The organism is Agrobacterium sp. fls2-241-TYG-188a, assembly GCF_030209845.1.
This window is the reverse complement of sequence record NZ_JARVRD010000001.1, coordinates 1434308-1460456: the sequence shown is the minus strand read 5'-3', so window position 1 is coordinate 1460456 and position 26149 is coordinate 1434308. Positions and strand designations below refer to the sequence as shown.

Genomic DNA, 26149 nt, shown 5'->3' with positions numbered 1-26149 from the left:
CATGTCTCCTTAAAAGTCGATCACCATGTCGCTGAGCGGAATTGACTGGCAGGTCAGGCAGCGGTCCGTGTCAAGTTCGGTTTCAACGGGACAGAGAAACTGCCCTGCGGTCACCCTGACCGCGCAGCTTTCACATTGCCCGACCTGCCAGCCGTTTGGTAGCAAGAACCTTATGCCAACGACCGCCATCACGCGGCTAGACGGCTAAGACAATCCAGTGGACGCAGGCTAGCAGGCAGGTGTCTATCATGGCGACGATCTGTGAAACATAACCCCGCTTATGGATAAGGGGCCTCGCTTCGCTTTGCCTGCGTCCTCAATTGTATTCTCACTCTTAATCTGCGTCGCCACAGGCGGCTGTAATTAGCAGGAAATCAAGCGCAATATAGAGAATGCTGCGAACACATGTTTCATTGACGCCTCTGTAAAGTCTAGCGAAACGCTACAACAACAAATATGAACAGTTCCAAGATGATCAGAGGCCCAAATGAAAAAACTGATACGATCGCTGAAAGCCCGAGCAAGAAAACTGGTGAACGCAAAAACCGTCAAAATTGACGGAATAAGGCTTATTTCCGATGAAAGGCGAGTGCCTGCTTACCTCCGCCGCTTGATGTTTAAAGACGTTTACGAGGACACGGAGAGGAACCTGTTGCTCAAAACGGTGACGCCTCATTCGGTCGTGGTAGAGTTAGGCACGGGAATGGGGTTTATATCCATGCTTGCGGCTAAAATATGTGGTGAAAAGCGCGTGTTCACTTATGAGGCGAACCCCCTAGTTGAGCCGATAATCAGAGAAAACTACGCGCTAAACGACATACATCCTCATCTGACCATGAAGGCCGTGACCAAAGATGGTCGGGACTTGGAATTCCATGCAGCAGAAAATATCATCTCGTCCAGTGCGTTTGAGCGCGATACACCGAGCAAGCGTTTCAATGTAAGCAGCATTGCTTTCAACACTGTTTTGGAACTCAGGTCGCCTGACATACTCATTATCGATGTTGAAGGAGCCGAGCATGAACTGCTTGTCGGTGCGAATATGCACACTGTTCGTGATATCATTGTTGAGCTTCATCCGCACATCATCGGTGAGGACAAAGTCGAACAGGTGTCTGCCTTCCTGATCGCTCAAGGATTTTCGAAAAATGCTGTTGACCGCAAGACCGCGCACTTCTCAAGATCGCTGTAACGCGATTGTTAAGGGTTAAATCGAAAGCCCTAACACGTCCCTCAACATCGCTATTTCCGGCGCGGACAATACTGTAGCGCGGCCAGCACCTCCCGGGAAAGCAGCGCCAAGGAGGTCGCGGGCCCGTATCCCAGAGCGCATCATATGGATCCAGGTACTAAGCTGCCGTGTGGATTTTTCTGAGTTGCCCCCGTGCCGCTCGTGACCGCATCCATGCTTGCGGCTTAATCTGTCATACCGCGGATGGAGTTTAACAATTTGCAAGTCGGCTCAAGTGCTGGAAGTCAACAACTTTGTGAAAGACCCATTCCCGTGAGGGCTCATCCAGGCCGACAGACACTTTGATAGCATCTGAAAAACCGCTGGAATGTTGTTGTTTAGGGTCAGCATGACGGAGAATACATCGCCAAAAAAGCTGTCGCTGGTGTCGGACACATCAGCCATGAAAATGTCCCACGCGAACAAGGGTTATAAAAGGTGGGACAAAAACATCTTAAAAGCACAACGATTTCAATGGATTTCAAGCTGTAGTGGTGCCCCTTGCCGGAATCGAACCAGCACTCCTCTCGGAACCTGATTTTGAGTCAGGCGCGTCTACCAATTCCGCCAAAGGGGCACTTTGGATGCTTACATCTTGGTATGTCGCGGACTATACGAACAAGCCATGGGAGGTCAACTTATTTTTGCAAAATTAGTGCGCTTAGAAGACAGCACGTACAGCGCTTGAATTGTTGACGAAGGTGCGAATTGCAAGCGTCGCTGGACTGGATTAGAGGCTATGGAGCGTTTTCAATTCGGGCCGCTTCGCTGGGTCATATCATGGGCGGTCCCAAGGCCGCGTAGAGTGAGGAATTATAGATGGAAAGTGCAGTTTCCGCAGAGAAGAACCGAACAATTTCGGCGGTTCTGGTCACCGCTGGAATGATTTTCACGGTGGGCTCTGCACTTGGGTTCCAGCATATCGGCGGATATACACCGTGTGCGCTATGTCTGTTGCAGCGCGATCCCTATTATTATGCGATACCCGTCGGAATTCTGGCGATTGCGGCGGCCATGTTCAAATTGCCGTCATGGCTGACACGGTCCGCGCTCGTCCTGATCGGGATCGCGATGCTGATCGGCGCCGCTCTTGGTGTTTATCATTCCGGTGTTGAATGGGGCTTCTGGCCAGGGCCCATTACCTGCTCGACCGGAGCGCCTTCATTGACCACGAATGCCGGAAACCTCTTGAATGACCTCAACGCTGTAAAGCCGCCATCGTGCAACGACGCTGCACTGCGCGTCCTTGGCCTTTCCTTTGCCGGATGGAACGTGATTGCAAGCGTCATTCTTGCAGCCATCGCGTTCTTCGGAGCGAGCCGCAAGACGGCCTGAGGCTCTTATGGCTGCAGTTCGGTATCCCAGTACAGATAGTCCATCCAGCTTTCGTGCAAATAATTGGGCGGGAAAGACCGCCCATTGTTATGCAGGTCCTGAACGGTTGGCTGGTATGGCTTCTGACTAGGGAACATTCCGGCAATCCGGGGCAGCTTGCTTCCCTTTTTCAAATTGCAGGGCGAGCAGGCCGCGACAACATTGTGCCAGGTCGTTTCGCCGCCATGTGCGCGCGGGATGACGTGATCGAAGGTCAGGTCGTCCTTTGAGCCGCAATACTGGCACTCGAACTTGTCGCGCAGGAAGACGTTGAAGCGGGTGAAAGCCGGATTTCGGGTTGGCTGAACATAGGTCTTGAGGCTGACAACACTTGGCAGCTTCAGGGAAAAGCTTGGTGAACACACCGCGTGATCATATTCTGCGATGATGTTTACACGGTCAAGAAACACGGCCTTGATCGCGTCCTGCCAGGACCAGAGCGACAAGGGATAATAACTCAGCGGCCTGTAGTCTGCGTTCAAAACGAGCGCGGGCAGGGCCTGTGGTGAAACTGCAATCGTCAAGGGCGTCTCCTGATCGATTCGGCATCTGCACCTGTATATTAGGTCTGTTGTTACAGGATTGTGAAGCCCATAAATGAAGTGCTAAAAGAAAGGCTTATTTCAGGCATTCGGCCATAAAACAGCGCTTGCTCGCAGGCCGCTTCCACTAGGCCAATATCTTCACGAACGCCACTCGAGCGGGAATTAACGATCAGCAATTCCCGCCATTGAGCCTCCCAGGTCGCCTCAGGTTTTTTCGACGTCGGCCGTCATATCGAAGCTGGCAAGTTCGCGATTGACAATATCGCGCCAGCTTCGGTCTTCGATCAGTTCCTGAGGGAAAAGTCCTGTGATGGAAAACAGGGGGGCGGAGGGATCTTGCCGGTCAGCCTGCCGGATTGCGGCCAGGATTTCGTCGCGACGTGGGTCGTTCAGATCACCGCGCTTGTGGATTGAGGCAATCCAGAGCGCGACAACATAGGCAAATTCCCTTGCCTCCCCACCAGCCTTCAACGTTTCTACAGCTGCGGCAAGAATACGTTGCGGCAGCTTCTGGCTTGTGTCCATCGCAATCTGCGTGTTGCGATGCGCAATCGTCGGATTGGCAAAGCGTTCCAGCAGTTGATGTTTGTAAGCGGGAAGATCGATGCCGGGCACGGCGCCAAGGGTAGCGGTTGCGGCCTCCATATGGCGCTGGACGATCTCAACGAATTCGGGGACGGCCATCACGTCGCGCACGAAGTCGAGATCGTGTAGAATACCCAGATGGGCGATGAGCGTGTGAGAACCGTTGAGCAGACGCAGCTTCATGTCTTCGTAAGGCGCAACGGCATCGGCAAATACCGCACCCGCCTCTTCCCATGCGGGCCTGCCTGCAACGAAATCATCCTCGATGACCCATTGCATGAACGGTTCCGTCTCGATTGCCAGCCGGTCCTCAGCACCCAGCAGTGCGGCGGCGCGGGCGCGTGTTTCGTCCGTTGCCGCCGGAACGATGCGATCCACCATGCTGCACGGGAATTTTCCATGGCTCCCTATCCAGTTTGCCAGGGCCTGATCCCGCCTGCCTGCCATCTCCAGCACGAGACGACGCACCACCCTGCCGTTGGAGGGCAGGTTGTCGCAACACAGGACCGTAAAGGGATCAATCCCCCTCTCCCAACGTCTGAAGAGGCCCTCGACGAGAAAACCGATGACGCCTTGCGGCCTGGTTGGTTGCGCGATATCGGCCGCCACCGCTGGGTGATGGAAATCAAGACCGCCCGTCAGCGGATCGAGCCCATAGGCCTTCTCGCTCACGGTGAGCGTCACGACGCGGATATCCGGGTTTGACAAATAGTCCAGTACGTCCTGCTGACTTTCAGCGGCACAAAGCCAGTCGACTGTCGTGCCGATCACCTCTGCTCTATCGCCTTCGGCACTGCGCACGATGATTGAATAGAGACCATCCTGCTTTTCCAGGGCACGAACGGGTTCCGGGGAGCGCAAATTGACCGCAACAATACCCCATGGCCCAAAGCTCTTTTCCAGCGCGCGCTGCGTATAGACCGCCTGATGGGCGCGATGAAATGCTCCAAGCCCGATATGGACGATACCGGGTTTAAGTTCGCGCCGGTTAAATGAAGGCGACAAGACCGCATTTGGCAAAACGGTAGAATTCGAAAGCGTGTCCATGGGCCTATACTCGACCGTAGTGAGGATGAAGAAGGGCGCGCTCTATGCCGCGGAGTTCCGCAAGCCCCTTGAGACGCCCAATGGCGGGATAGCCGGGTTGCGCGCCGCGCGTGAGATCATCGAGGATTTCCTGCCCATGGTCCGGCCGCATGGCAATACGGTGGTCTTCGCGCCCTTCCAGACGTCGGCGCTTTTCCTCCTCAAGCAATGTGGCGATGACGGCGACCATGTCCGTTGCCCCCTCCAGATGTTCATCCTCGAAGAAAGAGCATGGAACGGCCTCCGTATCACGCGTGACATTGCGCAGATGCACAAAATGAATGCGGTCAGCAAATCGTCTCGCGATCTGTGGCAAATCATTGTCCGGACGGGCGCCCAATGAACCGGTACACAGGGTCACGCCGTTGGCTCTGCTATCGACCTTGGAAAGCATGTGCGCATAATCGGCCTCTGTCGACAGGATACGCGGCAAGCCCAGCAAGGGCCATGGTGGATCATCCGCATGGGCGCAGATGTTGATCCCCACCTCCTCTGCCACAGGCACGACCTGCGACAGGAAATCGACCAGATTGGACTGGAGCCTCTCGCGATCGATGCCCTGATAGGTTTTGAGTTTTTCCAGCAGCTGTTCCAGCGTGTAGCCATCGGCAGAACCCGGCAGACCGGCACCGATGTTTTTGCCAAGGGCGGCGATCCTGTCGCCGCTCAATTCGGCAAAGCGTTTGGCGGAGGCCTCGATCAGCCATTCCGGGTAATCATGGTTCGCGTCCGGCCTTTTGAGAATGTGGATATCAAAGGCAACGAAATCGGTCAGGTCGAAACGCATCGCCTTGGCGCCGTGGCGGGTTTCCCAGCGCAGGTCGGTGCGTGTCCAGTCCAGTATCGGCATGAAGTTGTAGCACACGGTGCGAATGCCGCTTCGGGAAAGTCGCCGCAGGGTTTCCTGCCAGTTGACGATATGGGCTTTCCAGTCTCCGGTCTGGGTCTTGATGTCTTCCGACACCGGCACGCTTTCCACCACATCCCAGTAAAGGCCACCCGCCTTTATGTCCCGGTGTCGTTTCTCGATCTCATCCACCGGCCATACGGCTCCGGTGGCAATGTGGTGCAGCGCACTGACGATGCCCTCGGCACCGGCCTGTGCCGCATCCCGCACCGTTACCTTGTCAATTGGCCCAAACCAGCGCCAGGTATGCTTCATGTCTATGTCCTTCAGATATCAGTTCGAGCCGCCGAGGAGGATCTGCACCTTGCAGGCGACGGATCTGTCGCCTGCCTGTTCGAACGCCTCGGCAACGCTTACGAGTGGAAATTCGTGGGAAATGATGGGCCGCACGTCGATGGTGCGGTCCGAAATGAGTTTGACGGCGAGCGCAAATTCCTGATCGAAACGCTGGGAGCCGCGCCAGACGATTTCCTTGCCGACGAGAGCATTGAGCGGGATGGTCATGTCTCCGGTCACGCCCACCTGCACAATCGTGCCGCGCGGTCTTATAGCAGCGAATGCAGAGCGCAGGGCAGGTCCGGCAGCGGAACAATCGAAGACAATGTCGAAACTGCCCTTGCCTTCCTGGAATGGTGCAAGCCCTTGCGGATCGGTGAGAACGTTGATTGTGCGGGTTGCGCCCATGGCAACAGCACGAGAAAGAGCCGCATCGGCAAGATCGGTTACGACGATCTCTCCGGCACCGGCGTGCCGTGCGGCAGCCACCGTCAACAGGCCAATCGGGCCCGCCCCGGTCACCAGCACGCGGCTGCCAGCCACGTCGTGCGCCTGCGCAACGGCATGGAGGCAGACGGCCAATGGCTCGGCACAGGCAGCTTCGGCGGAGGTAGAATTGTTTTCGAAAGCAAAACACTGTTCTGCCGGCACCACAAGCCAGTCCCTGAACATGCCCTGCTCGTGCGGCAGGCGCATGGCGCTGCCCATGAAACGCATTTCGAGACAATGGATCGGCAGGTTGGACTTACAGTAATGGCACTCACCGCAGGGCTGGGACGGGTTGACCGCAACAAGCGCGCCAATCGCCAGTCCACTTACGCCCTCCCCTAGTGCCTCGACATATCCAGATGCTTCGTGGCCGGAAATGATTGGTTCTCGCACCTGGACAGGGCCGAAACCACCATCCTGATAATAGTGCAGATCAGAGCCGCAGATGCCGCCTGCGGCCATGCGCAGCAGCACCTCCCCGACGCCGGGCTGCCTGACGTCCTGTGTTTCGACCTTGATGTCCTGTTTGCCGTAAAGACGCGCCACGCGGGTCAACATGCACTTCACTCTCGTATGGGTGGGAAATCCCGCGCGAATGATCGCGCGGGGTGATGACTTAGCGGATCAGGCCCATTTCCGTCGGCAGCCACAGCGTGATGGCTGGCACGAAGGTAATGAGGATGAGCGCCACGAAGAGTGGCACCAACCAGGGAAGAATGGCCATCGTCGTGCGTTCCACCGATAGCCGCGCGACGCGCGACAGCACGAACAGCACCATTCCCAGCGGCGGATGCAGAAGGCCGATCATCAGGTTCAGCGTCATGATCAGCCCGAAATGCACCGGGTCGATATCGAACTGCAGAACGAGCGGCAGCAGGATCGGCACCAGAATGGTGATTGCAGCAATCGTATCGAGGAAGCACCCGACAAACAGCATCAGCAGATTGACGAGCACGAGGAATATCCACTTGCTGTCCGTCAGGGTAAGGATTGCTGACGATAGAACCTGCGCCGCCTGACTGACCGTCAAAAGCCACGCGAAGACGGAAGCTGCCGCAACGATGAACAGCACGGAGGCCGTTGTTTCGATCGTCTCAAAGGTCGCCTTCGCCAATGTCTTGAGCGTCATGGTCCTGTAGCGGACGAGACCGAGAAAGAGCGACCACAAGACCGCCGCAACCGCCGCTTCGGTGGGCGTGAACCACCCCATCGTCATACCGCCGATCAGGATGACCGGGGTCATCAAAGCCATCACGGCGGAAAAGTCGAAATACCAGTCACAGACGATCAGAACCGCAAGCACGATGACGATTGCAAGGTTCAGCGACATGCCCAGCATTGTCAGCAGATAAATGCCGACAGGCACCATCATGACGACCAGCACTTCCAAAGATGCGCCAAAAATCGTTTTCAGGCTGAATGGCGTGTCCGAACCCCAATTCTTGATATAGGCGAAGGCCGCCACGGTGATCATCATCAACAGCGTCATGACGACACCTGGAACGATGCCAGCCATGAACAGCGCGCCAATCGAGACATTCGCCATCATTCCATAGATCACGAATGGCAGGGACGGCGGGAAGATTGGACCGAGTGTGGCCGAGGCGGCGGTGACGCCGACGGCAGCCTCCACCGGGTATCCATGGTCCTTCATGGCCTTGATTTCGATGGTGCCGATACCGGCCGCATCGGCAAGGGCTGTTCCGGACATGCCGGAAAAAATCACCGAACCGATGATGTTGACCTGCGCCAGCCCGCCTTTCATCCAGCCAACAAGTGCGACGGCGAAGGAGTAGATGCGGCCGGTAACGCCCGCAACATTCATCAGATTTCCCGCAAGGATGAAGAATGGCACCGCAAGCAGCGGAAAGCTTTCGACACCCGCGATCATCCGCTGTGCCGCTATGATATCGGGAGCAACGTTGTAGGACACGATATAGAGCAGCGACGACACAGCCATGGAAATGGCGACGGGAAGGCCGATGAGCATCAGAAGAAGGAAGGAACCGATGAGAACCAGCATCTTACACTTCCTCCACGCTTTGAAACTCTTCAGGCCGTTCAAGAACGGAATAGCCACGCCGCAGATTGGCGACGAAGACCTGAATGGACCGCAGGAACATCAGCACGAATGCGGCAAAGACCGTGTAGAAGACGATGCCGCGCGGCAAGGCCACCGTTACCATCTCCTCATCCGCGACGATATCGAGATACCGCCACATCAGCCAGGATGCATAGGCAAAGAAGCCCATTCGCAGCACATCCACGGCAAGCGACATGATGCGCGTCACATGGGGTGGCAGGTAGTGATAGAGCACGTCCACCTGAATATGGCGTGACAGGCGCACGCACATCACGGAGCCCATGAAGACGACGCCGATCAGGCAGTTGACGGCGATTTCCTCGGTCCATGCATAGCTGTCATTGAGGACGTAGCGCGTGAAGAACTGCAGGAACACGCAGCCCGTCATGACCCAGAAGAGGGCAAGCGTGATCCAGTCTTCGAACGAATAGACAGAGAGATCGGTATCCGGCGGCGCCTCATCGAATGTATGGGCGAGTTCCTCAGGCGTCACCTGAGTGTGAAGTTCCTTCGACATTGAATTGTCCCGGCTGAGAAGAAAGGGCGGCGCGATCCGAAGACCGCGCCGGATGCGGTCTATTGAATGGCGCGAATGGCTTCCCAATCGGCCTTGTCATAACCGAAGTCCTCGAACTTCACCTTTTCCAGCACGTTTTTCTCGAAATCGGCCTTGTCGACTTCCGTCACCGAAAGACCGCGCGCCTTGAAATCGTCGACCAGCTTGTTTTCCCGTTCCTCGATGATCTTGGTCGTCTTGGTTGCCGCTTCCTGCATCACCTCGACAAAGATCTTCTTGTCCTCGTCCGAAAGGCTTGCCCAGCGGCTCTTGGAAACGACCGTGTTGAGATGATCAACGATGTGTCCGGTCAGAATGATGTTCTTCTGGACCTCGAAGAATTTCTTCGCCTCGATTGTTGTCAGCGGATTTTCCTGCGCATCGACGGTGCCGTTCTGCAGCGCCAGATAGACCTCGGCAAAGGCAATCGGCGTGGTGTTTGCACCACAGGCCCGCGGCATTGCGAGATAGGCGGGAACATCGGGCACACGCATCTTCACGCCAGCAAGATCGCCGCATTTGGCGATAGGCTTGTTGGCTGTCGTATGGCGTGTTCCGTAGTAGCTGACTGCCGTAATGACGTTGCCGGTCTTGTCTTCATAACCCTTGGCGAGCCGTTTGAAGACATCGCTCTTTTTGTAGGCGATCAGATGCTCAGGGCTGCGGAAGATATAGGGGAAATAGGTGACACCGATGGGCTTGTAGTCGCGGGCGGCGAAGCTGGAGCCGGAGATGATCATATCGACCGTACCGAGTTTCAAGCCCTGATTGATATCGACTTCCTTGCCAAGCTGCGAGGCGGGGAAGACATCGATCTTGTAGCGTCCTTCGGTGCGCTTTTCGATCTCCTTTGCGGCCCAGACGGATTCCGTATGGAATGGTTCGGTCGTCTCATAGACATGCGCCCATTTCAGCGCGGTCTGCGCCTGAGCCGAACATGCGGCGGCCAAGGCAAGAGCGGTTGCGCCTAGCAAGGCGGATAATCTTGATATCATTGTATTCCCTCCCGGATTGAAATCAGATCGTCTTGTCCCGGCACCGCCCTCTCTCCTGACGGCGCCGGTTTTTCCTACGGCTCCTCCCCGAAGCTTTCGGAAAATCTTTTCTGCGACAGCGTAAGATGCCGCCGCATTGCGTTGCGGGCGCCGACCGCGTCCTTGGCTGCAATGGCGTCGCGGATCACGCGATGCTCCTCAAGCGCCAGTCGCCATGTGTGGGGGCCTTCGAAATGGCTTGCCAGCCTCTCGAAATAGGGTGTCATCCGCCGGTCGAAGATCTGACCCGTCAGGCGATGAAGTGTCGCGTTCCCAACGATATCGGTAATTGCCGTGTGGAAGGCGCGGTCTTGCACCAGCATGTCGACGGGGTCCCCGATTGCCCGTTCCATCTGCAGCAGGCATTCGTCGAGATGCTTGATACCCTCAGGCGTCGCCATCATCGCCGCCTCTTCGGCGATCGCACCTTCGATAATGCTGCGTGCCTGCAGTATCTCGAATGGGCTGTCATTCTCGTCCACCGGCAGAACTTTCGATGCAGCCTGAGGCGTTCGCTGGCTGACATAGACGCCGGAGCCCATGCGAATCTGGATATGACCCTCCACCTCGAGAACGATAAGCGCCTCGCGAATGGTGGGGCGGGAGACGGCAAAACGCTCTGCGAGATCACGCTCGGCAGGCAATTTTGCGCCGGGAACCAGTTCCCCCGTTTCGATCAGCGCACGTATCTGGTCCGCGACCTGCCGGTGCAGGCGGCGCGGCTCCAAAGCCACGAACATGAAGTCCTCCCAGACTGGTAAAATGGTCTTACCAATTACGGCGCAGTAAAGCGCACCCTGCCGCAAAGTCAACTGGTGAGTTATGAATTGTTAATATTTGTCTATCGGGCGCGTTTTGACGATGCGCGTCTGCCTGGAGCCGGCGATGGCAAGCGGCGGGAATCTCATCAGAACGTCAAATCCGCACTTATTCGGAATCTTAGGCATCAAATTTGCCGGTAGCTGCGCCTGAAATAGACAAGTGCTTCGTCTTCGTCGCTTACGATGGATTCCACCACATCGCAGATCAGAATATCATGTGTGCCACCATCATGCACTGTTCGAATGCGGCAATCGAAAGAGGCGAGCGCACCGGAAAGCAGCGGCGAACCGGTTTCATGTGTGGTCCACTCCCCTGCGGAAAAGCGCACATCCATAGGGGTTTTACCGCCGAACAGCGCGCTTAGATCCTGCTGGCCCGCCGCAAGCGTATTGACGCAGAGAACACCGTTTGCGGTCACATATTTGTAAGCGGAGGAGTTGCGGTTAAGGCAAACCAGCAATGTCGGTGGATTGTCCGAAACGCTGCAAACTGCCGTGGCGGCAAAGCCCGCCCTTCCCTCAGGCCCATCGGTTGTGACGATGTTGACGGCACCGGCCAGTTGCGACATGGCGTTTTTATAGTCCAGGCTGCTCTGCTCGGCAGTCTTGGTCTCCATCTCGGCATCCTTTGTAAGAGACAGCGTCTGCATCTTCTCTATCCTTTTCAGTTTCTTGTCACGCCAGAAGGCAGGCATCATCGAAGGGCAAACGCGGCAGACGCGCGAACAGTTTCGACGTGTCGCCATAGCCGAGATTGATGAGGAAATTGGATTTCCACGATGTCCCGGCAAAAAATGCCTCGTCGACCCTGGCCTTGTCAAAGCCTGACATTGCACCGGTGTCCAGCCCTAGCGCACGTGCAGCCATGATCAGATATCCCGCTTGAAGGCTGGCATTTCGAAAAGCCGTTTCTTCAGCCATCGCAGGGCTTGAGGTAAACCATGCTCTCGCGTCCGTATGCGGAAACAGGAAGGGCAATTTCTCATAGAATGTTGCATCCATTGCAGCAATCACAGTCACCGGCGCCGTCATGGTCTTCTCAAGATTGCCCGAAGAGAGGCATGGTTTCAGCTTTTCCTTTGCCTGAGGCGACCGGATGAAAACAAATCGGGCCGGGCAGCAATTGGCCGATGTCGGACCCATTTTGGACAGATCATAAATCTTCGCCAGAAGCTCGTCGCTCACTGGCTTGTCCTGCCAGCCATTGTGCGTACGGGCATCCGTAAACAATGCAGCAAGTGCCTGCTGGTCAACTGTCATATCTCAATACCTTATCAAGCTTTGCGAGCGAGCAGAAACCTTTCCAGCTCGCGATTGAAATCATCCGCTTCGGTTATGTTCACCGCATGTGCCCCCGCGTCAAAAACCATGAGCTCGGCATGTTCCAGTCCTTCGGCAAGGCGCAACGAGCGCGTATAGGGCACGAGCAGATCATCCTTGGCAGCGATGACGAGAGTGTTGCTCTTTATGTCCCCAAGCCGGTCATCAATGTCGAAACGGCGCAACGCGTCTATGCGGCGCAGAACATTGTCCCTGCCCTGGAAATGGGCGACGCCATGGAGATCGTCGCGGGCCAGACGCTCTGCATTTTCGGACATCCACACCGCTGGATAGAGAAACAGCGGCTGCGCCCGCACAAACGCCTCGACGCCTGTGTTTTCCAGAAGGGCAATTCTGGCTTCGAAGCAACGCAGGGAGTGCTCGTCCACCTTGCTCCAGGCATTGATGAGGACGAGACGGTCCAGATAATTCGGCCAGCGCAGTGCGATATCAAGTCCGATGAGCCCGCCAAGCGCATGTCCCATGAAGTGAAATCTTGCAATACTTAGTTGGCTTACGATCTCCATGACGTCATCTGCCATGGCGGCGATGCCACCGTCCACGGGTACCTCTCCGCCGGTTCGGCCGGTGCCGCGGTGGTCATAGATGACGACGCGGAAATGCCGTTGCAGCACGTCCATCTGCGGCGCCCAATAGGCCCCTGCCCCGCCCAGACCCGAAGACAGGACAATTGTTTCCGCATCCGGCTCCGTTCGACCCGAAACCTCGAAGTGCATGTCACGCCTTCCTGTCATCGGCTGCCGATATGGGCAACTGTTGCGATTTCCACGAGGGCATCGGGCTTCACCAACCCGCACTGAATGCAGTAGCGCGCGGGCTTGTCTCCGGGAAAATACTCGGCATAGACCTTATTGACCGCCTGGTAGTTCGCCCAGTCGGTAATGAAGATGTGGTTCATCGTGACATCCTCCATCGTGCCGCCGGCAGTTTCGATGACGGTCTTGATGGTTTCCAGCACATGCCGTGTCTGGGCTGCGGCATCGCCGACATGCACCACATCATTGTTCTTGTCGAAGGGCAGCGTGCCAGAGACATAGACGACGCCATCGGCAAGTGTGCCGGGAGAAAAGGGCGCTATCGGCTTTTGTGTGCCTTCAGGAACGATAATGGTCTTTGGCATGTCTGTTCTCCTCTTGAAGTTTGATCAGTCTTCCATCGGGGCTGCTTGCGAGATGACGGCGCAGAAATCATTGACGGTCGCCACCCAGCCGAAGAATTTCTCGACATTGTAGACGGTCGCCTGCTGGATGAAATCTGGACCCAGATGGTGGGTCGCGTCCTCCAGCATCACCCCGAAATATTCGAGATGGAACGCGTCGCGCAGGGAGCTCTCGACACAGACATTGGTGGCAATGCCGACGAAGACGAGATTGCGGATGCCCCTCGCCCGCAGTACGCTGTCCATGTTGGTGTTGAAAAAGCCGCTATATCGCGTCTTGGGTACCAGGATATCACCGGGTTGCGGCTGCAGCTCGTCCACAATGGCGTAGTCCCATGTGCCCTTTGCCAGCAGCTTGCCCTGCAATTCCGGCCGCGCCCGCATGGTTTTCAGGGCGTTGGACTTGTGCCAGTTGGGAGAACCCGGCCCACCGGCCTCGACATAGTCACTGTCCCAGCCATTCTGGAAATAGATGACCTGCACCCCGGCGGCCCGCGCCGCATCAAGCGTCTTGCCGATATTGGCGATGGTGGATTTCGCGCCGGAAATATCAAAACCGGCGAGATCGACATAGCCGCCTTCGGTCGAATAGGCGTTCTGCATATCCACTACCACGACTGCGGTTTCGCTGGGTTTCAACGAAAGCGGCTCCGGGCGCGCGGGCAGCGTTACGCTGTCCAGGTTGCTTCTGAGAGGCTGGTAACCGGAAATGCCGCTATCGGTCATTCTGCGGCCTCCAGCACGGTGGTGATGTGTTGACGGCTCTTCATCAGGGGCTGCACATATTTGCCGAATTTCTCGATACCCTCCACAAAGTCATCGAAAGTCAGCATGACGCCACCCGTGCCCGGAACTTCGCTCATCTCGTCCAGCATGGCCGCGACTTCCTCATAGGAGCCAATCAGCGTTCCCATGTTGATGTTGACGGCTGAGACAGGGTTCGCCATGTGACGGACATTGGTATCGGCACCGGACTTCGTATCGACAGAGCTTTGCAAACCAAGCCATTTGATCGCTTCCTGATCGGCGCCTGCCTTGTAATGCTCCCATTTTGCCCAGGCGTCCTCGGATTTTTCCTCAGCCAGAACCATGGTTAGCACCACGGAGCGGACATCACGGCCGGTTTTTTCCGTCGCCGCCATCAGCCTCGTATTGGTCGGCGCAAAGGCGGTGGGCGTGTTCACACCGACGCCGAAGCAGAAACTGTAGTCCGCGAACTTTGCGGAAAATTCCATGCCCTTATCGGAAGAGCCGGCACAGATGAGCTTGACGTCTCCCTGCGGCACCGGCTTCATCCGGCAATCATCCATCGTGAAATACTGGCCTTTCAGGTCCGATTGTCCCTTGGTCAGCAGTTCCTGTAGGACGGTGGTGTATTCGCTGAGATAGGCGTAGCGGTCGCCAAAATAATCATCGCCCGGCCATAGACCCATCTGGCTGTATTCCGGCCTTTGCCACCCGGTGATGAGGTTGATGCCGAAGCGGCCGCCGGAAATGGAATCGATGGTTGTCGCCATTCGTGCCACAATTGCTGGCGGCATGACCAATGTTGCCGTCGTCCCGAACAGCTTGATCTTGGACGTGACTGCGGCCAGCCCTGCCATCAACGTGAAGGATTCCAGATTGTAGTCCCAGAACTCCGTCTTGCCACCAAAGCCCCGCAGCTTGATCATTGAGAGCGCGAAGTCGAAGCCGTATTTTTCAGCGGCCAGGGTTATCTGTTTGTTGAGCTCGAACGTCGGCTTGTATTGCGGAGCGTTCTCCGAGATCAGCCAGCCGTTGTTTCCGATGGGAATGAATACGCCGATTTCCATGTGCATTCTCCAGTTAGCGCCCGTATCAGGTTCTCACATGGGAATGCAGGTTCTGTGCCAGTTCTTTATTTTAAATGACTTCAATGACTTGATAGGCGCACACTTCAATAATTTTATCAAATGATAAATTTTTTATCGTTCGGTAAATTTATGTGCTCAAATTTGGAGCAGCGATTTCAGAGAAGCGCGGCGGTGCCGCGTGTATCGCAGCAGCTTTCTTTTTTACTTTGCGATGTATTGCTGTGGCCGTGCTCGACCAAAAAAGAGGCGCCGCACTTTCGAACGGCACCTGTTGAAAAACACGCTGTCGTCTTCACGCGAGTTAAAACGCTCAGGCTTCAGATTTCGCCTGGTCTTGGCTCAGTCCATCTGGACATTTGCATTCTTGACCACAGGCTCCCACTTGGCGATTTCCTTTGAAACATGCGCCTTGAGTTCATCGGGAGTGGAGCCGACGATCTTCGCGCTGAAATCAGCCATGCGGGCGGCGACATCAGGGTCTGCCAGTGCTTTTTTCGCAGCAGCATTGAGGACATCGACTGCTGCTGCCGGAGTGCCAGCGGGTGCAAAAAGCGCATTCCAGGTGTAGGTCTCATAACCCGGCACCGTTTCGGCAATAGTTGGCACGTCAGGGAAAGAGGATGCGCGCTCCGCAGTCGTGACACCCAGCGCGCGCAACGTCCCGGATTTCATATGACCTGACGATGATGGCAGGTTGTCGAACATGATCGAAACCTGATTTCCCAGAAGATCGTTTAGTGCCGGGCCTGACCCCTTATAGGGCACGTGCTGCATGGATACGCCCGTCATGGCCTTGAACAGCTCACCCGACAGGTGAAGCGGCGTTCCGTTGCCGGAGGACGCATAGGCGTATTTGTCGGGTTCAGCCTTCAACAATGCAATCAGCTCGGCAATCGTCTTTACCGGAAGCTGAGGATTGACCACGAGAACATTGGGCACGACGACCAGCAAGGAAATCGGGGCGAAATCCTTTTCCGGATCATAGGGCTTTGTCTTGAGAATGAGCGGGTTAAGCGCATGTGTAGCGACGGTGCCCATCAGGATGGTGTAGCCATCCGGTTCCGCCCGTGCGACGCGGTCTGCGCCCAGATTGCCGCCAGCGCCGGCAACATTCTCGACCACGACCTGCTGGCCAAGCTCCTGCCCCATTTTCTGGGCGATAACGCGGGCAACAACGTCCGTCGAACCACCCGCTGCGAAGGGGACAACGAGAGTAATTGTCCGATCAGGGAAACTTTGCGCCTGGCCTGATCCGGCAAATGAGAGAAAACCGGCTGCTGATGCAGCAAGCGCCAGCGCAGCGCGCCGGGTGAAATGCTTGTAAGTCATTGAACCTCCTGTGGAGCGGCCTCCCCGCCACCGTGCCAGTTTAGCTCAAACCTTCTCCAGAGCAAGCAACACCTAAGTCTTGCCCGCCCGGAGTTAAACCATCATTTCCCGTGCATAGGCATGGACCGTCCGAAAGGCGTCCTGCGCACCGGCAATCGCCCGGCCTTCTTCCTCTTCACTCAGATCGATAGTGTCGAGCGCTGCGACAAAGGTGCGCCAATGCAATCCCCGCCCCTCAGGCGCACCGGCCAGATGTCTCGCACCGAAGCTGTCATCAAGGCCGAGTTTCGCGGCGTCCTTCAACAGAAACGCAGCCCCCAGATTTGAACCCTCAACGACGTAAAGCCAGCCAAGGGCTTCTGCGAGATCGAAAGATGTATCCTCCGCACGGAAACGGACCTCTCCGCCTGCAGGTGCTGCAATGTCCAAATCTGCAAGATCCTGATCGACATAGCCAAGACGTCTACGGCCCTTTAGATCGGGAAGAAGCTCGCTTAGACGCTCATTGGCAAAGAGTGCATCGAGATCCCTGTGAAAGAGATATTGTGTCTGAACGAATTTTCCGAAATTGGCACGGTTTTCAAAGGGTTTTGCAGACATGATAAAGCTGTCGAGCTCCTCATGCGCCTGGCGCGTCGCTGCTTTGAGGCGTTTCGTCCGGCTGGGCTCAAGCTCGGGTGTGGTCGTCGCCAGTTCTGCAGCAGTCATATTCGTTTCCTTTCAAGCTCAATTACGGACATAGAAATCTTTCACTTCGGAGTCAATTTATGCCTCGCTCCTTTGTTGGAACGTCGAGATGACTTTTGGTCAGCATAGCGAGCGGGCTGGTGAAAGATGTGATGTCATGCGTGCCCGAAGCAGAGCCATCAGCATTGGCTTTATGGAGAACTGCATGGTTTTCGATTTCTCCGTAAGAGTTCTGAGATAGCCTCCGGCTGATTGAATCACGTCGGACTTCTCAAGAATGCACGCTATGATTGCGTTCGTATTCTGTGTTCCCATAGCCTGCTCGGCTTCATCATAAGCGGATTGGCTGATGGAGAGCATCGATTTAACGACATTCCCTGCATGTTTCAGATCATTCCAGTCTCTGACCGCACCGCCTGGACCGTAAAGGGTAATTTCCGGACACGCCTTGAGGAGTGTAGCGAGATCAAAACCTGCTTTGCTGACGGCTTCCAGGTCTTTTTCAGAATTCCTGACTGCACTGACAGTCTTCGATGCCTGATTGGTTGCAGCAAGCTCAACATTCGAGACTTCGTTCTTGGCCGCCGGCTGCTCATCTTCAATAAGGGATTCGGATTCTGAACTCTGTATAAGCCGCTCATTTTGATAGGCATTGGCGCTTATTTTTTGGCTTTCTACGTGTTTTTCCAGTTGGTTAGCCATTTCAGCACGCAGTTTTGAAAGATCTGCGAGAAGAAGCTCCAGAAAAGGGGCCTTTGATTTGCGATCGAGGGAAGAAATCAACGTGACGTAACGATTTCGGATGCGATCCCAGTCTCCCTTTATCTGATCCTCAATAGCGATTTCACCGAACTTGACGATGTCGCGGCGGCAGAGGGTGATTTTCTCCCGCAGTCTTTGGAGGTGCAGGCGTTCCTCGACGACCTTTTCGGCGATTGATTGGATCTCGTCCGCGCGGGAAATGAGCGGAGCAAGAGAAAAACCATAGGCATCACTAATGCCGCCGCTCCGGTCCTTCCTGGCATAGCGCTTTCCATTCGGGCTGTCCTTGCGAATAATGAGCCCGGCTTGAACCAATGCTGCCAGATGCCGACGCAGTGTCTGCTCCGGCATTCCATGAGCACGCAGGGAAAGCTGCTGATTCGACGGGAAAACCACAAGACCGTTTTCCTCAGACAGTTCTGCCTTTGGATAAAAGCTGATCAGTGCATTGAGCACAGCCAATGACCTGTCGGAAATACCGAGATGGGGTCGGGCTTCGCAGGTTGCTCGAAACAACTTCCATTTATCTATCGAACGCGCAGGATCGATGTTTCTCGACGCAAACTGGGTTGCGAGCAGGCCAATAGAAACCCCTCGCCGCCCGAAAGGCGTCGTTAGATTATCACTGTTCATGTCTTTCACCTTCAAAAAGGCAAAAGAAAATCGCTCACCGAAAAAATATCGATGCCAAGACTCTTGACTATGATTCGCGGAAATGAGATTCTTTGGGTGCTTAGATCAAAGAAAGGCTTCCGTGCGGCAACGTTCGGGGGCTTTTTTCTTTTGTGCTTACTGCTCCTGTTAGTCGTTAATCGGTTATGACGGTCTCACTGCTTGGAGCGATGCTCTTCAAACAGCGTTTGTAGGTGTTCGAGAACGAAGGCGGCGAACTCTGGTGCCTGCCGACGATCGATCGAAATATCGAGCCTGTTGTCCGTCTCGACAATCTTCGCCAGCTTCTGGCCGCTCTCGGTGGAGAGAACACCAGTCTTCTTTGGCTCGGGCTTCGGCTTCAGAAACTCCAGCAGTGATTTGAACCGCTCTTCGGATGGAAGACGCGCTACGCTATCGTCACGAAGATAGGCGCGGGCAGCCTCATTGACCTTGGACGAAGAAAGTTGTTCGGCGAGGTCCATCCAGTTACGACGACCGACGCCAGGCGCAGGCCCGATGCTATCAACGATATCGTCCGGAATACGCCCAACGACAGACAGCATGTTTGACAGATCGCCCTTGTAGAGAGACATGGCGGCCATGATTGTCTCACGCGTGAACCGCATCTGCAGCTTCTGGGCAAAGCGGGCCTTTTCGATATAGCTGAGGTCCCGGCGTTCGTTGTTTTCCTGGCCCTGGGCAACAACAAGCTGCTCATCGGTTAGATTTCTGACGACGGCGCGGACAGGAATGCCAATTTCGGCAACGGCACGCAAGCGGCGGTGACCGAATGCCACCTGATAGCGACCGGGATGGTCAGGGTGAGGGCGGACCAGAATTGGAACCTGCTGCCCCTGTTCACGAATAGCCTCGACCAAGCCAACATCGGCCTCTATTGACGACGGCATACGGTCGGGAATGAAGGATGGATCGACATCTGCAGGATCGAGTGCGACGATCGTCAGGCCTTCAGCGAGCTTCTTTTCGATTTCTTCTGCGCGCCTTGACCGTTCAGACACCTCGTTGAGCGACTGCCCGATCATGCCGACGGGCGAGTGAACGACATCAGTCACCAGTTCTGGCGAACCAAGAATGGGACGAATACGAGGACGTGCGCGCTCTACAGGCGCATCATTGTTCTCACTGGACTTACCGCCGAGGTTGGCGAAGATTTCTTTTCTGCTCATGCAGTCCTACCCCAGGCCTTCTTGATCAGGCCTTCAATTTCAGCATTTACATTTGTCATGGATTCCAGTGCGCGATCGTAAGTCGATCTGGTGAACTGGGTACGCTCCACCTCAAACAGGGTCTGGTTGGTCAAACCGGCGTCTGAAACGGCCGTCGTCTTGAGCATGGGATGATTGAGAACATGCTCGCCGAAAATCGAGCGCAAGAAAGCGACCATCTGATTTTGAGGTCCGTCGCTCGGCTCAAATCGGGTCACAAGATAGCGCATCCAGTGATAGTCCGATGTTGCGCCAGCTCTGCCGATTTCGGCGAGCAGGTCGCCTGTCATCGCGAGAAACTGGTTCATGGACATCACGTCGAGCATCTGCGGGTGTACGGTGACAAGAACGGACGTTGCCGCGGTCAGTGCCGACAGAGTGAGGTAGCCCAATTGCGGTGGGCAATCGATGACGACGATGTCGTAGAAATTTTGAGCCTGAGCAATCGCCTGACCGATACGGGCGAAGAAGAGCGTATCGCCAGGAGCGCGGCGCATGAGGGCACGTGGCGTATCATGCTCGAATTCCATGAGCTCCAGATTACCCGGGATGATATGGAGATCCGGAATATAGGTCCCACGGACAATCTCGGCGATCGGCCGCTGTTCCTTGTCGTAGCGAATTGCGCCGTAGAGCGTCTCGTTTGGTCCGACGTCCAGTTCAGGCTGGTGGCCGAACAGCGCCGAGAGACTGGCCTGTGGGTCGAGATCGATCGCCAGAACCCGATAACCGCGCAGGGCAAGATATTGTGCGAGATGCGCAGACGTTGTCGTTTTTCCAGAGCCGCCCTTGAAATTCATGACCGCGATCACCTGAAGGTCTTCACCTTCACGGCGGTGCGGAAGATAACGACGTGTGCCGCGGGCTCCCTGATCCAGAAACTTCCTGATCTCGTGAATGTCTTCGACGGAATAGCTGCGCCGCCCGCCACTGTTTGCCACGGCAAGCTCCGGCTGCTCGGAAGCGATCTGGCGCAGGTAGGCCTCACCAATACCGATAAGCTTCGCTGTTTCCGATGGAGAAAAGTTTCGCATGCTTTTTTCGGCAAGCGGTGCGAAGGTATTTGCATTGTGTGCTTGCAGCTGCGCAGACAACGCGGCCGAATGCTGTAATATGAGCCCCGTGAGATCGGGTGCCTTGCCAGCAGATTTCAGATCGGCGCTTTGTGTCATATCTCATCTTTTCCGCTTGTTGGATCAGTTGCGGTTTTTTCCGCTGAAATCGGTTTTTACCGCAACTGGGATATAAGCGCCGATTCTCTTTCCGGTGCAATAGGCATTTGTGTTACCAAGACATGAATCTTTTCAGGCTGGTAAGGGCGTTTTTTTGCAGTGGACGTGAAAGATTTTCCCGTCTGCGGCGACTCTTCTCAGAAAGTTTGCCGCGGCTAACTTCAGGATCTTGAGGCGAGCGTCTGTGGATTGATCCGTCGCTGGCGCTGAATGGCACCTCCCAATTGCGGAGGGCGATGTCGGGACTGCGTTAGTCACCGCATAAATTTCGTCGCGCTCGGCTGCTCTAACATGCGCAGATATCTCTCATGATATATTCCGGGATGGCTGCCGCATTCGCTCTCGGATGCGGGTGAAGCTTTAACGGTGCTGGGCAGCGAACTGTGCTAGATGCAAGAATGTCGTATCGATTTTTGAGCTATAGTTATTTGCTCTCGTTCTTTTCCCTCCGTTGACTGCCAAATTTGGTTGAAGGTGGGGGTGGGTGTGAGCTTGAATTTCACCCATCAGTGTTGGTGCCTAAAGTTTGCCGCGGCTAACTCGATCGAGGCGCGCGCCACCCGTTTGAGATCGCATCGTTAGATTGCCCCGCGCAATGACGAGAGCATCGATGCCGGTCCGCGTTAGCTGATAGCTTTTGCCCCGACGTTGCTTCACTAGGCATGAGGTCATTCTCTGATGTGAGAGGGTCGCTTGTACGGAGCGCGAGGTCTGCCTTGTTCAGTCCTCCTTCTGATTGCTGAATTCCCGACCTCACGCCGGTTGAGGTAGGCATCCGTGATCGCAGACGGACTTGACCTTGAGATCGAGCTGCGCCGGTCATAGCGAGTGTTTCTTTTGTACCCAATGATCCTGTCTCCAAACCGAATCCATCGGTTGAGCAAATGCCTCTCTGAGAGACGGGACAGATGCGCCTAGCGCGATGTGATCACTCAATCGGCGGCTAGATTTCGAGCACTTCGCTCGTTCCATCGAGATCTTTGGTGAGCTTTTGTAGATGAGCAAAACGGCACCATGGGGTCGTCGCATGATCTGACTGCCACGCGTAAATGTCATTTCAGGTGCCTTGACAGGAGCGCGGACTTGGGGGATTACTTGCTCGTCCTAGGCTGAAGGCCAGACTCATCGACGCCAACGGAGCGTCTGAGCAACTCAGGACAAACAATCGAGAAAGCTTTGAAAAGCGTTATACGAAGTGATGAAACGAAACGCCGTTTTCGCTTTCATTTCCCTGTTTTTCCTGAATGAAAACAGTTCGATGATGTGATGTAAAATTTAAGAAAAATTTAGCGTTTGAACCAGGGCGACCGTTGGCCGCCCCGGCTGCGTTCTGGCGTTACGCAGCGCGGCGCAAGGCATCTCCGATAATGGAAACGATGTCGCTGATCTGACTTTCCTCGATGATCAGGGGAGGGGAGAGTGCAATGATGTCGCCCGTGACGCGAACCAGCAATCCCTTCTTGAAGCAGTCAACGAAGACATCGTAAGCGCGGGTTCCCGGAGCACCGTCCCGGGGCGTGAGTTCGATAGCACCGACGAGACCGAGGTTTCGAATGTCGTGGACGTGAGGAGCACCCTTTAGCGAATGGAGGGCTTCTTCCCATGCCTGAGCGAGGGAAGCAGCGCGTGTCAGCAAGCCTTCCTTCTCGTAGATTTCGAGCGTCGCGATACCCGCGGCGCAGGCTACCGGATGTCCGGAATAGGTGTAGCCGTGGAAGAGTTCGATCTGGTTTTGTGGTCCCTGCATCAGCGCGTCATAGATGCCGCGTTTTGCAAAAACCGCCCCCATGGGAATGGCCCCGTTGGTGATGCCCTTCGCGGTGGTCACCAGATCCGGCACCACGCCGAAATAATCCGTCCCGAATGGTTTGCCGAGGCGACCGAAGCCGGTGATGACTTCATCGAAAATCAGCAGGATGCCGTGCTTGTCTGCAATAGCGCGAAGTAGCTCCAGATATCCCTTAGGCGGCAGGATGACGCCGGCAGACCCTGACATGGGTTCAACGATAACCGCAGCGATCGTTTCCGCACCGTGAAGGGCAACCAGGCGCTCAAGATCTTCCGCCAGTTCGACGCCGTGCTCGGGCATTCCCTTTGAATAGGCGTTGCGATCGACATCGAGTGTGTGACGCATATGGTCTGCGGAAATCTGCGGGAAAACGCGTCTGTTGTTGACCAGCCCGCCAACGGAAATTCCGCCGAAGCCGACGCCATGATATCCCTTTTCACGACCGATGAAACGGGTGCGGGTGCCTTGGCCGATTGCTCTTTGATACGCGATCGCAATTTTAAGCGCGGTATCGACAGATTCCGAACCGGAGCCGGTAAAGAAAATACGATCGAGCTGGGCATCAGGACCGCCGGGCGCATTCGCCGCGAGTTTCTCGGCAAACTCGAAGGCAATCGGGTGGCCCATCTGGAACGTGGGGGCGAAATCCATGGTCGACATCTGCCGCTCTACAGCGGCGGTGATGCTCTTGCGGCCATGGCCGGCATTGACGCACCAGAGACCGGCGGTGCCGTCCAGAATCCTGTTGCCGTCAATGTCGGTGTAATACATGCCTTCGGCACTCGCCAGAAGGCGAGGGGATTCCTTGAACTGGCGGTTGGCAGTAAAGGGCATCCAGAAATTTGAAAGATTGGGCAGGTTTGATTTGCTGTTGTGATCCATTGGGTTTCCCTCTTAGAGATGCCTATCAATCCTGCACTTATCGCTATCGAACAAGTCTTTTTCCGCATTGTCCTAGGCAATTGTTTGAGGAAGCAGAGATCTAAATATGTCTCGGTCGCTGCGTGTGCTGGAGCCGATGGGTGAGACAGGGCAAACACCGCTCACGCATTGGCCCGAGACAGAAGCTCCTGCGTTTCCATGGAATAGAATTCTGTGCCGACAATGGCGTCGTTGAAGACGCATGGCTCGTTGGATGGGTCATGATCTGCCTGCCGCGGCCGGACATCGAGGCGCGCCACTACATTGTGACGCCCGGATTGCCACAGTGGAGAAAACCAGGCCTTGGCGTGGTGGAAATGGCGACTGTTACCAATTGAACCTGGCGATCAGGCATCGGTGGAGGGTATGAAAGGTCTCGGCGAAACTGACCTCTATAATTTGTCTGGAAATATCGATCAAAGATTGACAATAAAGAGTTTTTTTGAATTATAAGATGACAACTTTATAAGGTAAATGTCATGTTGGCGATTCTCGCGGACGATTTGACCGGTGCGCTGGACTCGGCAGCGCCGTTTGCCGCACGCGGGCTTCGCGCGGATGTTGCGCTTGACCTGACGGCCGTGGCCGAAATCATCGCGGACAAGCCGGATGTCATTTCGATCAACCTGAACACCCGCGAGATCAGCGCCGATGAGGCAAGGTTTGCCACGGCTGCAGCGATTGGCTTCTTGCCAGCCAGGACGCGTCTCTTCAAGAAAGTCGATTCCAGGCTTAAGGGCAATATTGCCGCCGAGCTCGAGGCCATCCCATATTCCCGCGCACTTGTCGCACCTGCCATTCCGGCATTTGACCGCATTGTAGAGGCAGCGCATGTCAAAGGGCATGGTATCGATACACCGATCTCAATTGCGGAGTGTTTCGGGTCGCATTTTGTCCGTGTCGAAGCTCCAGATACGCTGTCTCATGACGACATGGAAGATGTGCTTGCCGCAGCCGAGAACGACGGTACTGACCTTCTGATCGGGGCGCGTGGCCTTGCCGAGGCGCTTGCCTGCCGCATGACGGGAGGGGAAGTCCCGCAGGTGGCGATCGTGCCGCCTGGCCGAGCCATTTTCGTTATTGGCTCGCGCGATCCGATTACACTCGCCCAAATCGACGCACTGCGCGCGACGGGCGCGGTGAGTTATGTAGCAGCGCCAAACGGTCATATCTCTGGTGGCCTTGAAGCCAATGCCGCGCTGACATTGATACAGGCAACGCCGGGTCCCAGTGAGACAACCTCGCAGGCGGTTGCTGACGCTCTAGGTGGCGGCCTTGGGGCCATTCTATCCAGGAATGACGCCACATTGCTTCTGTCTGGCGGTGCCACGGCGGATGCCGTGATGCGAAGCCTTGGTGTATCCCGGCTCCATCTCCATGGTGAATGCTTGCCGGGCTTGGGTGTTGCCTCCGAAAATGGGCGCTATATCATAGCCAAATCAGGCGGGTTCGGCCATTCCGATACCCTTAAGATTATTGCAGAGATGGTTCTGCGGAAGGCAAGTTGAGACATGGGACTGGAAGCCGGAATCGCTCGCAAAGGCCTTCCCGACATCGTGTTCGAACGCATGTTGCGGGCGATCAAATCAGGTGCCTACAAATCTGACGAGCGGCTGCCCACGGAACACGAACTTGCGGCCGAATTCGAGGTGTCCCGTCCGGTTGTTCGCGAGGCTCTCAAGCGCCTTCGCGACCAGGGTCTGATCTATTCCCGCCGTGGTGCGGGGAGTTTTGTCCGCTCCGTGGGCTTAAGGCAGCCGCTCGGTTTCGGGCAGCTGGAAAATGTCGCCGATCTCCTCAATTGCTATGAATTTCGCCTGACACTCGAGCCTGCCGCCGCTGCGGCAGCGGCCAGCCGCCATGATGCTGAAAGTCTGAAAGCCATCAGGCAAGCGTTGGAACTGCTCCGCGACGCGACCAACAGACAATCGCACCGCGAAGATGCTGACTTCCAATTTCATCTTGCTATCGCGCGCGCCGCGCAAAACACCTATTTCTCGACAGCCATGGAAGCCCTGAAAGACCACATTGCCGTGGGAATGAAATTTCACGGTGCTTCGATCAGACGGGAGGCCTCTGGGCTGACCCGCGTTTTTGCCGAGCATGAGGCTATCGCCAACGCAATTGCGGATCGCCGGGAGGAGGATGCGCGAAGGCTTATGTTCGAGCACCTTCAGGGATCGCGTGGAAGGCTTTTTCAGGCGTCGCAATAGTCTTTCGCTGATTC

Annotated in this window: 26 protein-coding genes and 1 tRNA gene; 5 read left to right on the top strand and 22 right to left on the bottom strand. The window is 55.7% G+C overall.

The genetic code is table 11. The annotated features are described in order from the left end of the window. Window positions 1–9 precede the first annotated feature (9 nt). Complete coding sequence (locus tag QRN85_RS24500) at window positions 10–189, bottom strand: 2Fe-2S iron-sulfur cluster-binding protein (RefSeq protein ID WP_350225058.1); 180 nt, start codon at window positions 187–189, stop codon at window positions 10–12. Window positions 190–487: 298 nt separating this feature from the next. On the opposite strand from QRN85_RS24500, the gene QRN85_RS06255 reads away from it, so the two are divergent. Beyond that, the gene (locus QRN85_RS06255; RefSeq protein ID WP_062589979.1) at window positions 488–1192 is read left to right on the top strand and encodes an FkbM family methyltransferase; all 705 of its coding nucleotides are present in this window, start codon (window positions 488–490) and stop codon (window positions 1190–1192) included. 531 nt (window positions 1193–1723) lie between these two features. Here QRN85_RS06255 and QRN85_RS06250 read toward each other — a convergent pair. Next, a tRNA-Leu gene (locus QRN85_RS06250) sits at window positions 1724–1808 on the bottom strand. A gap of 242 nt (window positions 1809–2050) precedes the next feature. On the opposite strand from QRN85_RS06250, the gene QRN85_RS06245 reads away from it, so the two are divergent. Next, a complete protein-coding gene (locus QRN85_RS06245) occupies window positions 2051–2566 on the top strand; it encodes a disulfide bond formation protein B (RefSeq protein WP_284756803.1) in 516 nt (171 codons plus the stop codon). A gap of 5 nt (window positions 2567–2571) precedes the next feature. On the opposite strand, the gene QRN85_RS06240 is transcribed toward QRN85_RS06245, so the two are convergent. From QRN85_RS06240 to aptA, 20 genes are all read right to left on the bottom strand, one after another. Further along, window positions 2572–3129 carry an HNH endonuclease gene (locus QRN85_RS06240; protein ID WP_284756804.1) on the bottom strand — a complete coding sequence of 186 codons (558 nt, stop codon included), beginning with the start codon at window positions 3127–3129 and terminating at the stop codon, window positions 2572–2574. Window positions 3130–3354: 225 nt separating this feature from the next. After that, entirely contained in the window at window positions 3355–4782 is a 1428-nt protein-coding gene (locus QRN85_RS06235) for a mannitol dehydrogenase family protein (RefSeq protein WP_284756806.1), read from the bottom strand. A gap of 4 nt (window positions 4783–4786) precedes the next feature. Continuing rightward, entirely contained in the window at window positions 4787–5983 is a 1197-nt protein-coding gene (gene uxuA, locus QRN85_RS06230) for a mannonate dehydratase (RefSeq protein ID WP_284756808.1), read from the bottom strand. Between the two features lie 18 nt (window positions 5984–6001). Beyond that, window positions 6002–7051, bottom strand: a complete 1050-nt coding sequence (locus QRN85_RS06225; RefSeq protein WP_284756810.1) for an L-idonate 5-dehydrogenase — start codon at window positions 7049–7051, stop codon at window positions 6002–6004. Between the two features lie 58 nt (window positions 7052–7109). Then, a complete protein-coding gene (locus tag QRN85_RS06220) occupies window positions 7110–8516 on the bottom strand; it encodes a TRAP transporter large permease (RefSeq protein ID WP_112960763.1) in 1407 nt (468 codons plus the stop codon). A gap of 1 nt (window position 8517) precedes the next feature. Continuing rightward, window positions 8518–9093 carry a TRAP transporter small permease gene (locus QRN85_RS06215; RefSeq protein ID WP_062589986.1) on the bottom strand — a complete coding sequence of 192 codons (576 nt, stop codon included), beginning with the start codon at window positions 9091–9093 and terminating at the stop codon, window positions 8518–8520. Window positions 9094–9152: 59 nt separating this feature from the next. Then, complete coding sequence (locus QRN85_RS06210) at window positions 9153–10127, bottom strand: sialic acid TRAP transporter substrate-binding protein SiaP (RefSeq protein ID WP_284756812.1); 975 nt, start codon at window positions 10125–10127, stop codon at window positions 9153–9155. Between the two features lie 74 nt (window positions 10128–10201). Beyond that, complete coding sequence (locus QRN85_RS06205) at window positions 10202–10906, bottom strand: FadR/GntR family transcriptional regulator (protein WP_062589988.1); 705 nt, start codon at window positions 10904–10906, stop codon at window positions 10202–10204. 206 nt (window positions 10907–11112) lie between these two features. Next, entirely contained in the window at window positions 11113–11637 is a 525-nt protein-coding gene (locus QRN85_RS06200) for a flavin reductase (protein ID WP_284756815.1), read from the bottom strand. Between the two features lie 25 nt (window positions 11638–11662). Beyond that, window positions 11663–12247, bottom strand: a complete 585-nt coding sequence (locus QRN85_RS06195; protein WP_284756816.1) for a malonic semialdehyde reductase — start codon at window positions 12245–12247, stop codon at window positions 11663–11665. Window positions 12248–12261: 14 nt separating this feature from the next. Then, window positions 12262–13044, bottom strand: a complete 783-nt coding sequence (rutD, locus tag QRN85_RS06190) for a pyrimidine utilization protein D (RefSeq protein ID WP_284756817.1) — start codon at window positions 13042–13044, stop codon at window positions 12262–12264. Between the two features lie 14 nt (window positions 13045–13058). Next, on the bottom strand, window positions 13059–13448 hold the full coding sequence (rutC, locus tag QRN85_RS06185) for a pyrimidine utilization protein C (protein WP_062589992.1): 390 nt from the start codon (window positions 13446–13448) through the stop codon (window positions 13059–13061). A gap of 24 nt (window positions 13449–13472) precedes the next feature. Then, on the bottom strand, window positions 13473–14213 hold the full coding sequence (gene rutB / locus QRN85_RS06180; RefSeq protein ID WP_284756819.1) for a pyrimidine utilization protein B: 741 nt from the start codon (window positions 14211–14213) through the stop codon (window positions 13473–13475). Then, window positions 14210–15301, bottom strand: coding sequence for a pyrimidine utilization protein A (gene rutA / locus QRN85_RS06175; RefSeq protein WP_113218412.1), 1092 nt, complete (start codon window positions 15299–15301; stop codon window positions 14210–14212). Before rutA ends, rutB begins: the two co-directional genes overlap by 4 nt. A gap of 360 nt (window positions 15302–15661) precedes the next feature. Continuing rightward, entirely contained in the window at window positions 15662–16651 is a 990-nt protein-coding gene (locus QRN85_RS06170; RefSeq protein ID WP_284756820.1) for a Bug family tripartite tricarboxylate transporter substrate binding protein, read from the bottom strand. A 93-nt stretch (window positions 16652–16744) separates the two neighbouring features. After that, on the bottom strand, window positions 16745–17359 hold the full coding sequence (locus QRN85_RS06165; protein WP_113092239.1) for a biliverdin-producing heme oxygenase: 615 nt from the start codon (window positions 17357–17359) through the stop codon (window positions 16745–16747). Between the two features lie 99 nt (window positions 17360–17458). Continuing rightward, on the bottom strand, window positions 17459–18733 hold the full coding sequence (repC, locus tag QRN85_RS06160) for a plasmid replication protein RepC (protein WP_284756821.1): 1275 nt from the start codon (window positions 18731–18733) through the stop codon (window positions 17459–17461). Between the two features lie 194 nt (window positions 18734–18927). Continuing rightward, entirely contained in the window at window positions 18928–19941 is a 1014-nt protein-coding gene (repB, locus tag QRN85_RS06155) for a plasmid partitioning protein RepB (RefSeq protein ID WP_284756822.1), read from the bottom strand. Further along, window positions 19938–21152, bottom strand: a complete 1215-nt coding sequence (repA, locus tag QRN85_RS06150) for a plasmid partitioning protein RepA (protein WP_082469796.1) — start codon at window positions 21150–21152, stop codon at window positions 19938–19940. Before repA ends, repB begins: the two co-directional genes overlap by 4 nt. A gap of 1396 nt (window positions 21153–22548) precedes the next feature. Then, window positions 22549–23883 carry an omega-aminotransferase AptA gene (gene aptA, locus QRN85_RS06145; RefSeq protein ID WP_284756823.1) on the bottom strand — a complete coding sequence of 445 codons (1335 nt, stop codon included), beginning with the start codon at window positions 23881–23883 and terminating at the stop codon, window positions 22549–22551. 140 nt (window positions 23884–24023) lie between these two features. Between aptA and QRN85_RS06140 the strand changes: the two genes are divergently transcribed. From QRN85_RS06140 to QRN85_RS06130, 3 genes are all read left to right on the top strand, one after another. Then, on the top strand, window positions 24024–24260 hold the full coding sequence (locus tag QRN85_RS06140) for a hypothetical protein (RefSeq protein ID WP_284756824.1): 237 nt from the start codon (window positions 24024–24026) through the stop codon (window positions 24258–24260). Between the two features lie 141 nt (window positions 24261–24401). Further along, a complete protein-coding gene (locus QRN85_RS06135; RefSeq protein ID WP_284756825.1) occupies window positions 24402–25430 on the top strand; it encodes a four-carbon acid sugar kinase family protein in 1029 nt (342 codons plus the stop codon). Window positions 25431–25433: 3 nt separating this feature from the next. Next, window positions 25434–26135, top strand: a complete 702-nt coding sequence (locus QRN85_RS06130; RefSeq protein ID WP_062590002.1) for a FadR/GntR family transcriptional regulator — start codon at window positions 25434–25436, stop codon at window positions 26133–26135. The last annotated feature ends 14 nt before the right edge of the window (window positions 26136–26149 follow it).

Coding starts and splice junctions, on each gene's coding strand:
- QRN85_RS24500 (WP_350225058.1), bottom strand. CDS start 189: ATGGCGGTCGTTGGCATAAGGTTCTTGCTACCAAACGGCTGGCAGGTC.
- QRN85_RS06220 (WP_112960763.1), bottom strand. CDS start 8,516: ATGCTGGTTCTCATCGGTTCCTTCCTTCTTCTGATGCTCATCGGCCTT.
- repB (WP_284756822.1), bottom strand. CDS start 19,941: ATGAGCAGAAAAGAAATCTTCGCCAACCTCGGCGGTAAGTCCAGTGAG.
- repC (WP_284756821.1), bottom strand. CDS start 18,733: ATGAACAGTGATAATCTAACGACGCCTTTCGGGCGGCGAGGGGTTTCT.
- QRN85_RS06235 (WP_284756806.1), bottom strand. CDS start 4,782: ATGGACACGCTTTCGAATTCTACCGTTTTGCCAAATGCGGTCTTGTCG.
- QRN85_RS06210 (WP_284756812.1), bottom strand. CDS start 10,127: ATGATATCAAGATTATCCGCCTTGCTAGGCGCAACCGCTCTTGCCTTG.
- uxuA (WP_284756808.1), bottom strand. CDS start 5,983: ATGAAGCATACCTGGCGCTGGTTTGGGCCAATTGACAAGGTAACGGTG.
- QRN85_RS06200 (WP_284756815.1), bottom strand. CDS start 11,637: ATGCAGACGCTGTCTCTTACAAAGGATGCCGAGATGGAGACCAAGACT.
- rutC (WP_062589992.1), bottom strand. CDS start 13,448: ATGCCAAAGACCATTATCGTTCCTGAAGGCACACAAAAGCCGATAGCG.
- QRN85_RS06165 (WP_113092239.1), bottom strand. CDS start 17,359: ATGACTGCTGCAGAACTGGCGACGACCACACCCGAGCTTGAGCCCAGC.
- QRN85_RS06245 (WP_284756803.1), top strand. CDS start 2,051: ATGGAAAGTGCAGTTTCCGCAGAGAAGAACCGAACAATTTCGGCGGTT.
- rutB (WP_284756819.1), bottom strand. CDS start 14,213: ATGACCGATAGCGGCATTTCCGGTTACCAGCCTCTCAGAAGCAACCTG.
- rutD (WP_284756817.1), bottom strand. CDS start 13,044: ATGCACTTCGAGGTTTCGGGTCGAACGGAGCCGGATGCGGAAACAATT.
- QRN85_RS06255 (WP_062589979.1), top strand. CDS start 488: ATGAAAAAACTGATACGATCGCTGAAAGCCCGAGCAAGAAAACTGGTG.
- QRN85_RS06170 (WP_284756820.1), bottom strand. CDS start 16,651: ATGACTTACAAGCATTTCACCCGGCGCGCTGCGCTGGCGCTTGCTGCA.
- QRN85_RS06135 (WP_284756825.1), top strand. CDS start 24,402: ATGTTGGCGATTCTCGCGGACGATTTGACCGGTGCGCTGGACTCGGCA.
- aptA (WP_284756823.1), bottom strand. CDS start 23,883: ATGGATCACAACAGCAAATCAAACCTGCCCAATCTTTCAAATTTCTGG.
- rutA (WP_113218412.1), bottom strand. CDS start 15,301: ATGGAAATCGGCGTATTCATTCCCATCGGAAACAACGGCTGGCTGATC.
- QRN85_RS06225 (WP_284756810.1), bottom strand. CDS start 7,051: ATGTTGACCCGCGTGGCGCGTCTTTACGGCAAACAGGACATCAAGGTC.
- QRN85_RS06205 (WP_062589988.1), bottom strand. CDS start 10,906: ATGTTCGTGGCTTTGGAGCCGCGCCGCCTGCACCGGCAGGTCGCGGAC.
- repA (WP_082469796.1), bottom strand. CDS start 21,152: ATGACACAAAGCGCCGATCTGAAATCTGCTGGCAAGGCACCCGATCTC.
- QRN85_RS06195 (WP_284756816.1), bottom strand. CDS start 12,247: ATGACAGTTGACCAGCAGGCACTTGCTGCATTGTTTACGGATGCCCGT.
- QRN85_RS06130 (WP_062590002.1), top strand. CDS start 25,434: ATGGGACTGGAAGCCGGAATCGCTCGCAAAGGCCTTCCCGACATCGTG.
- QRN85_RS06215 (WP_062589986.1), bottom strand. CDS start 9,093: ATGTCGAAGGAACTTCACACTCAGGTGACGCCTGAGGAACTCGCCCAT.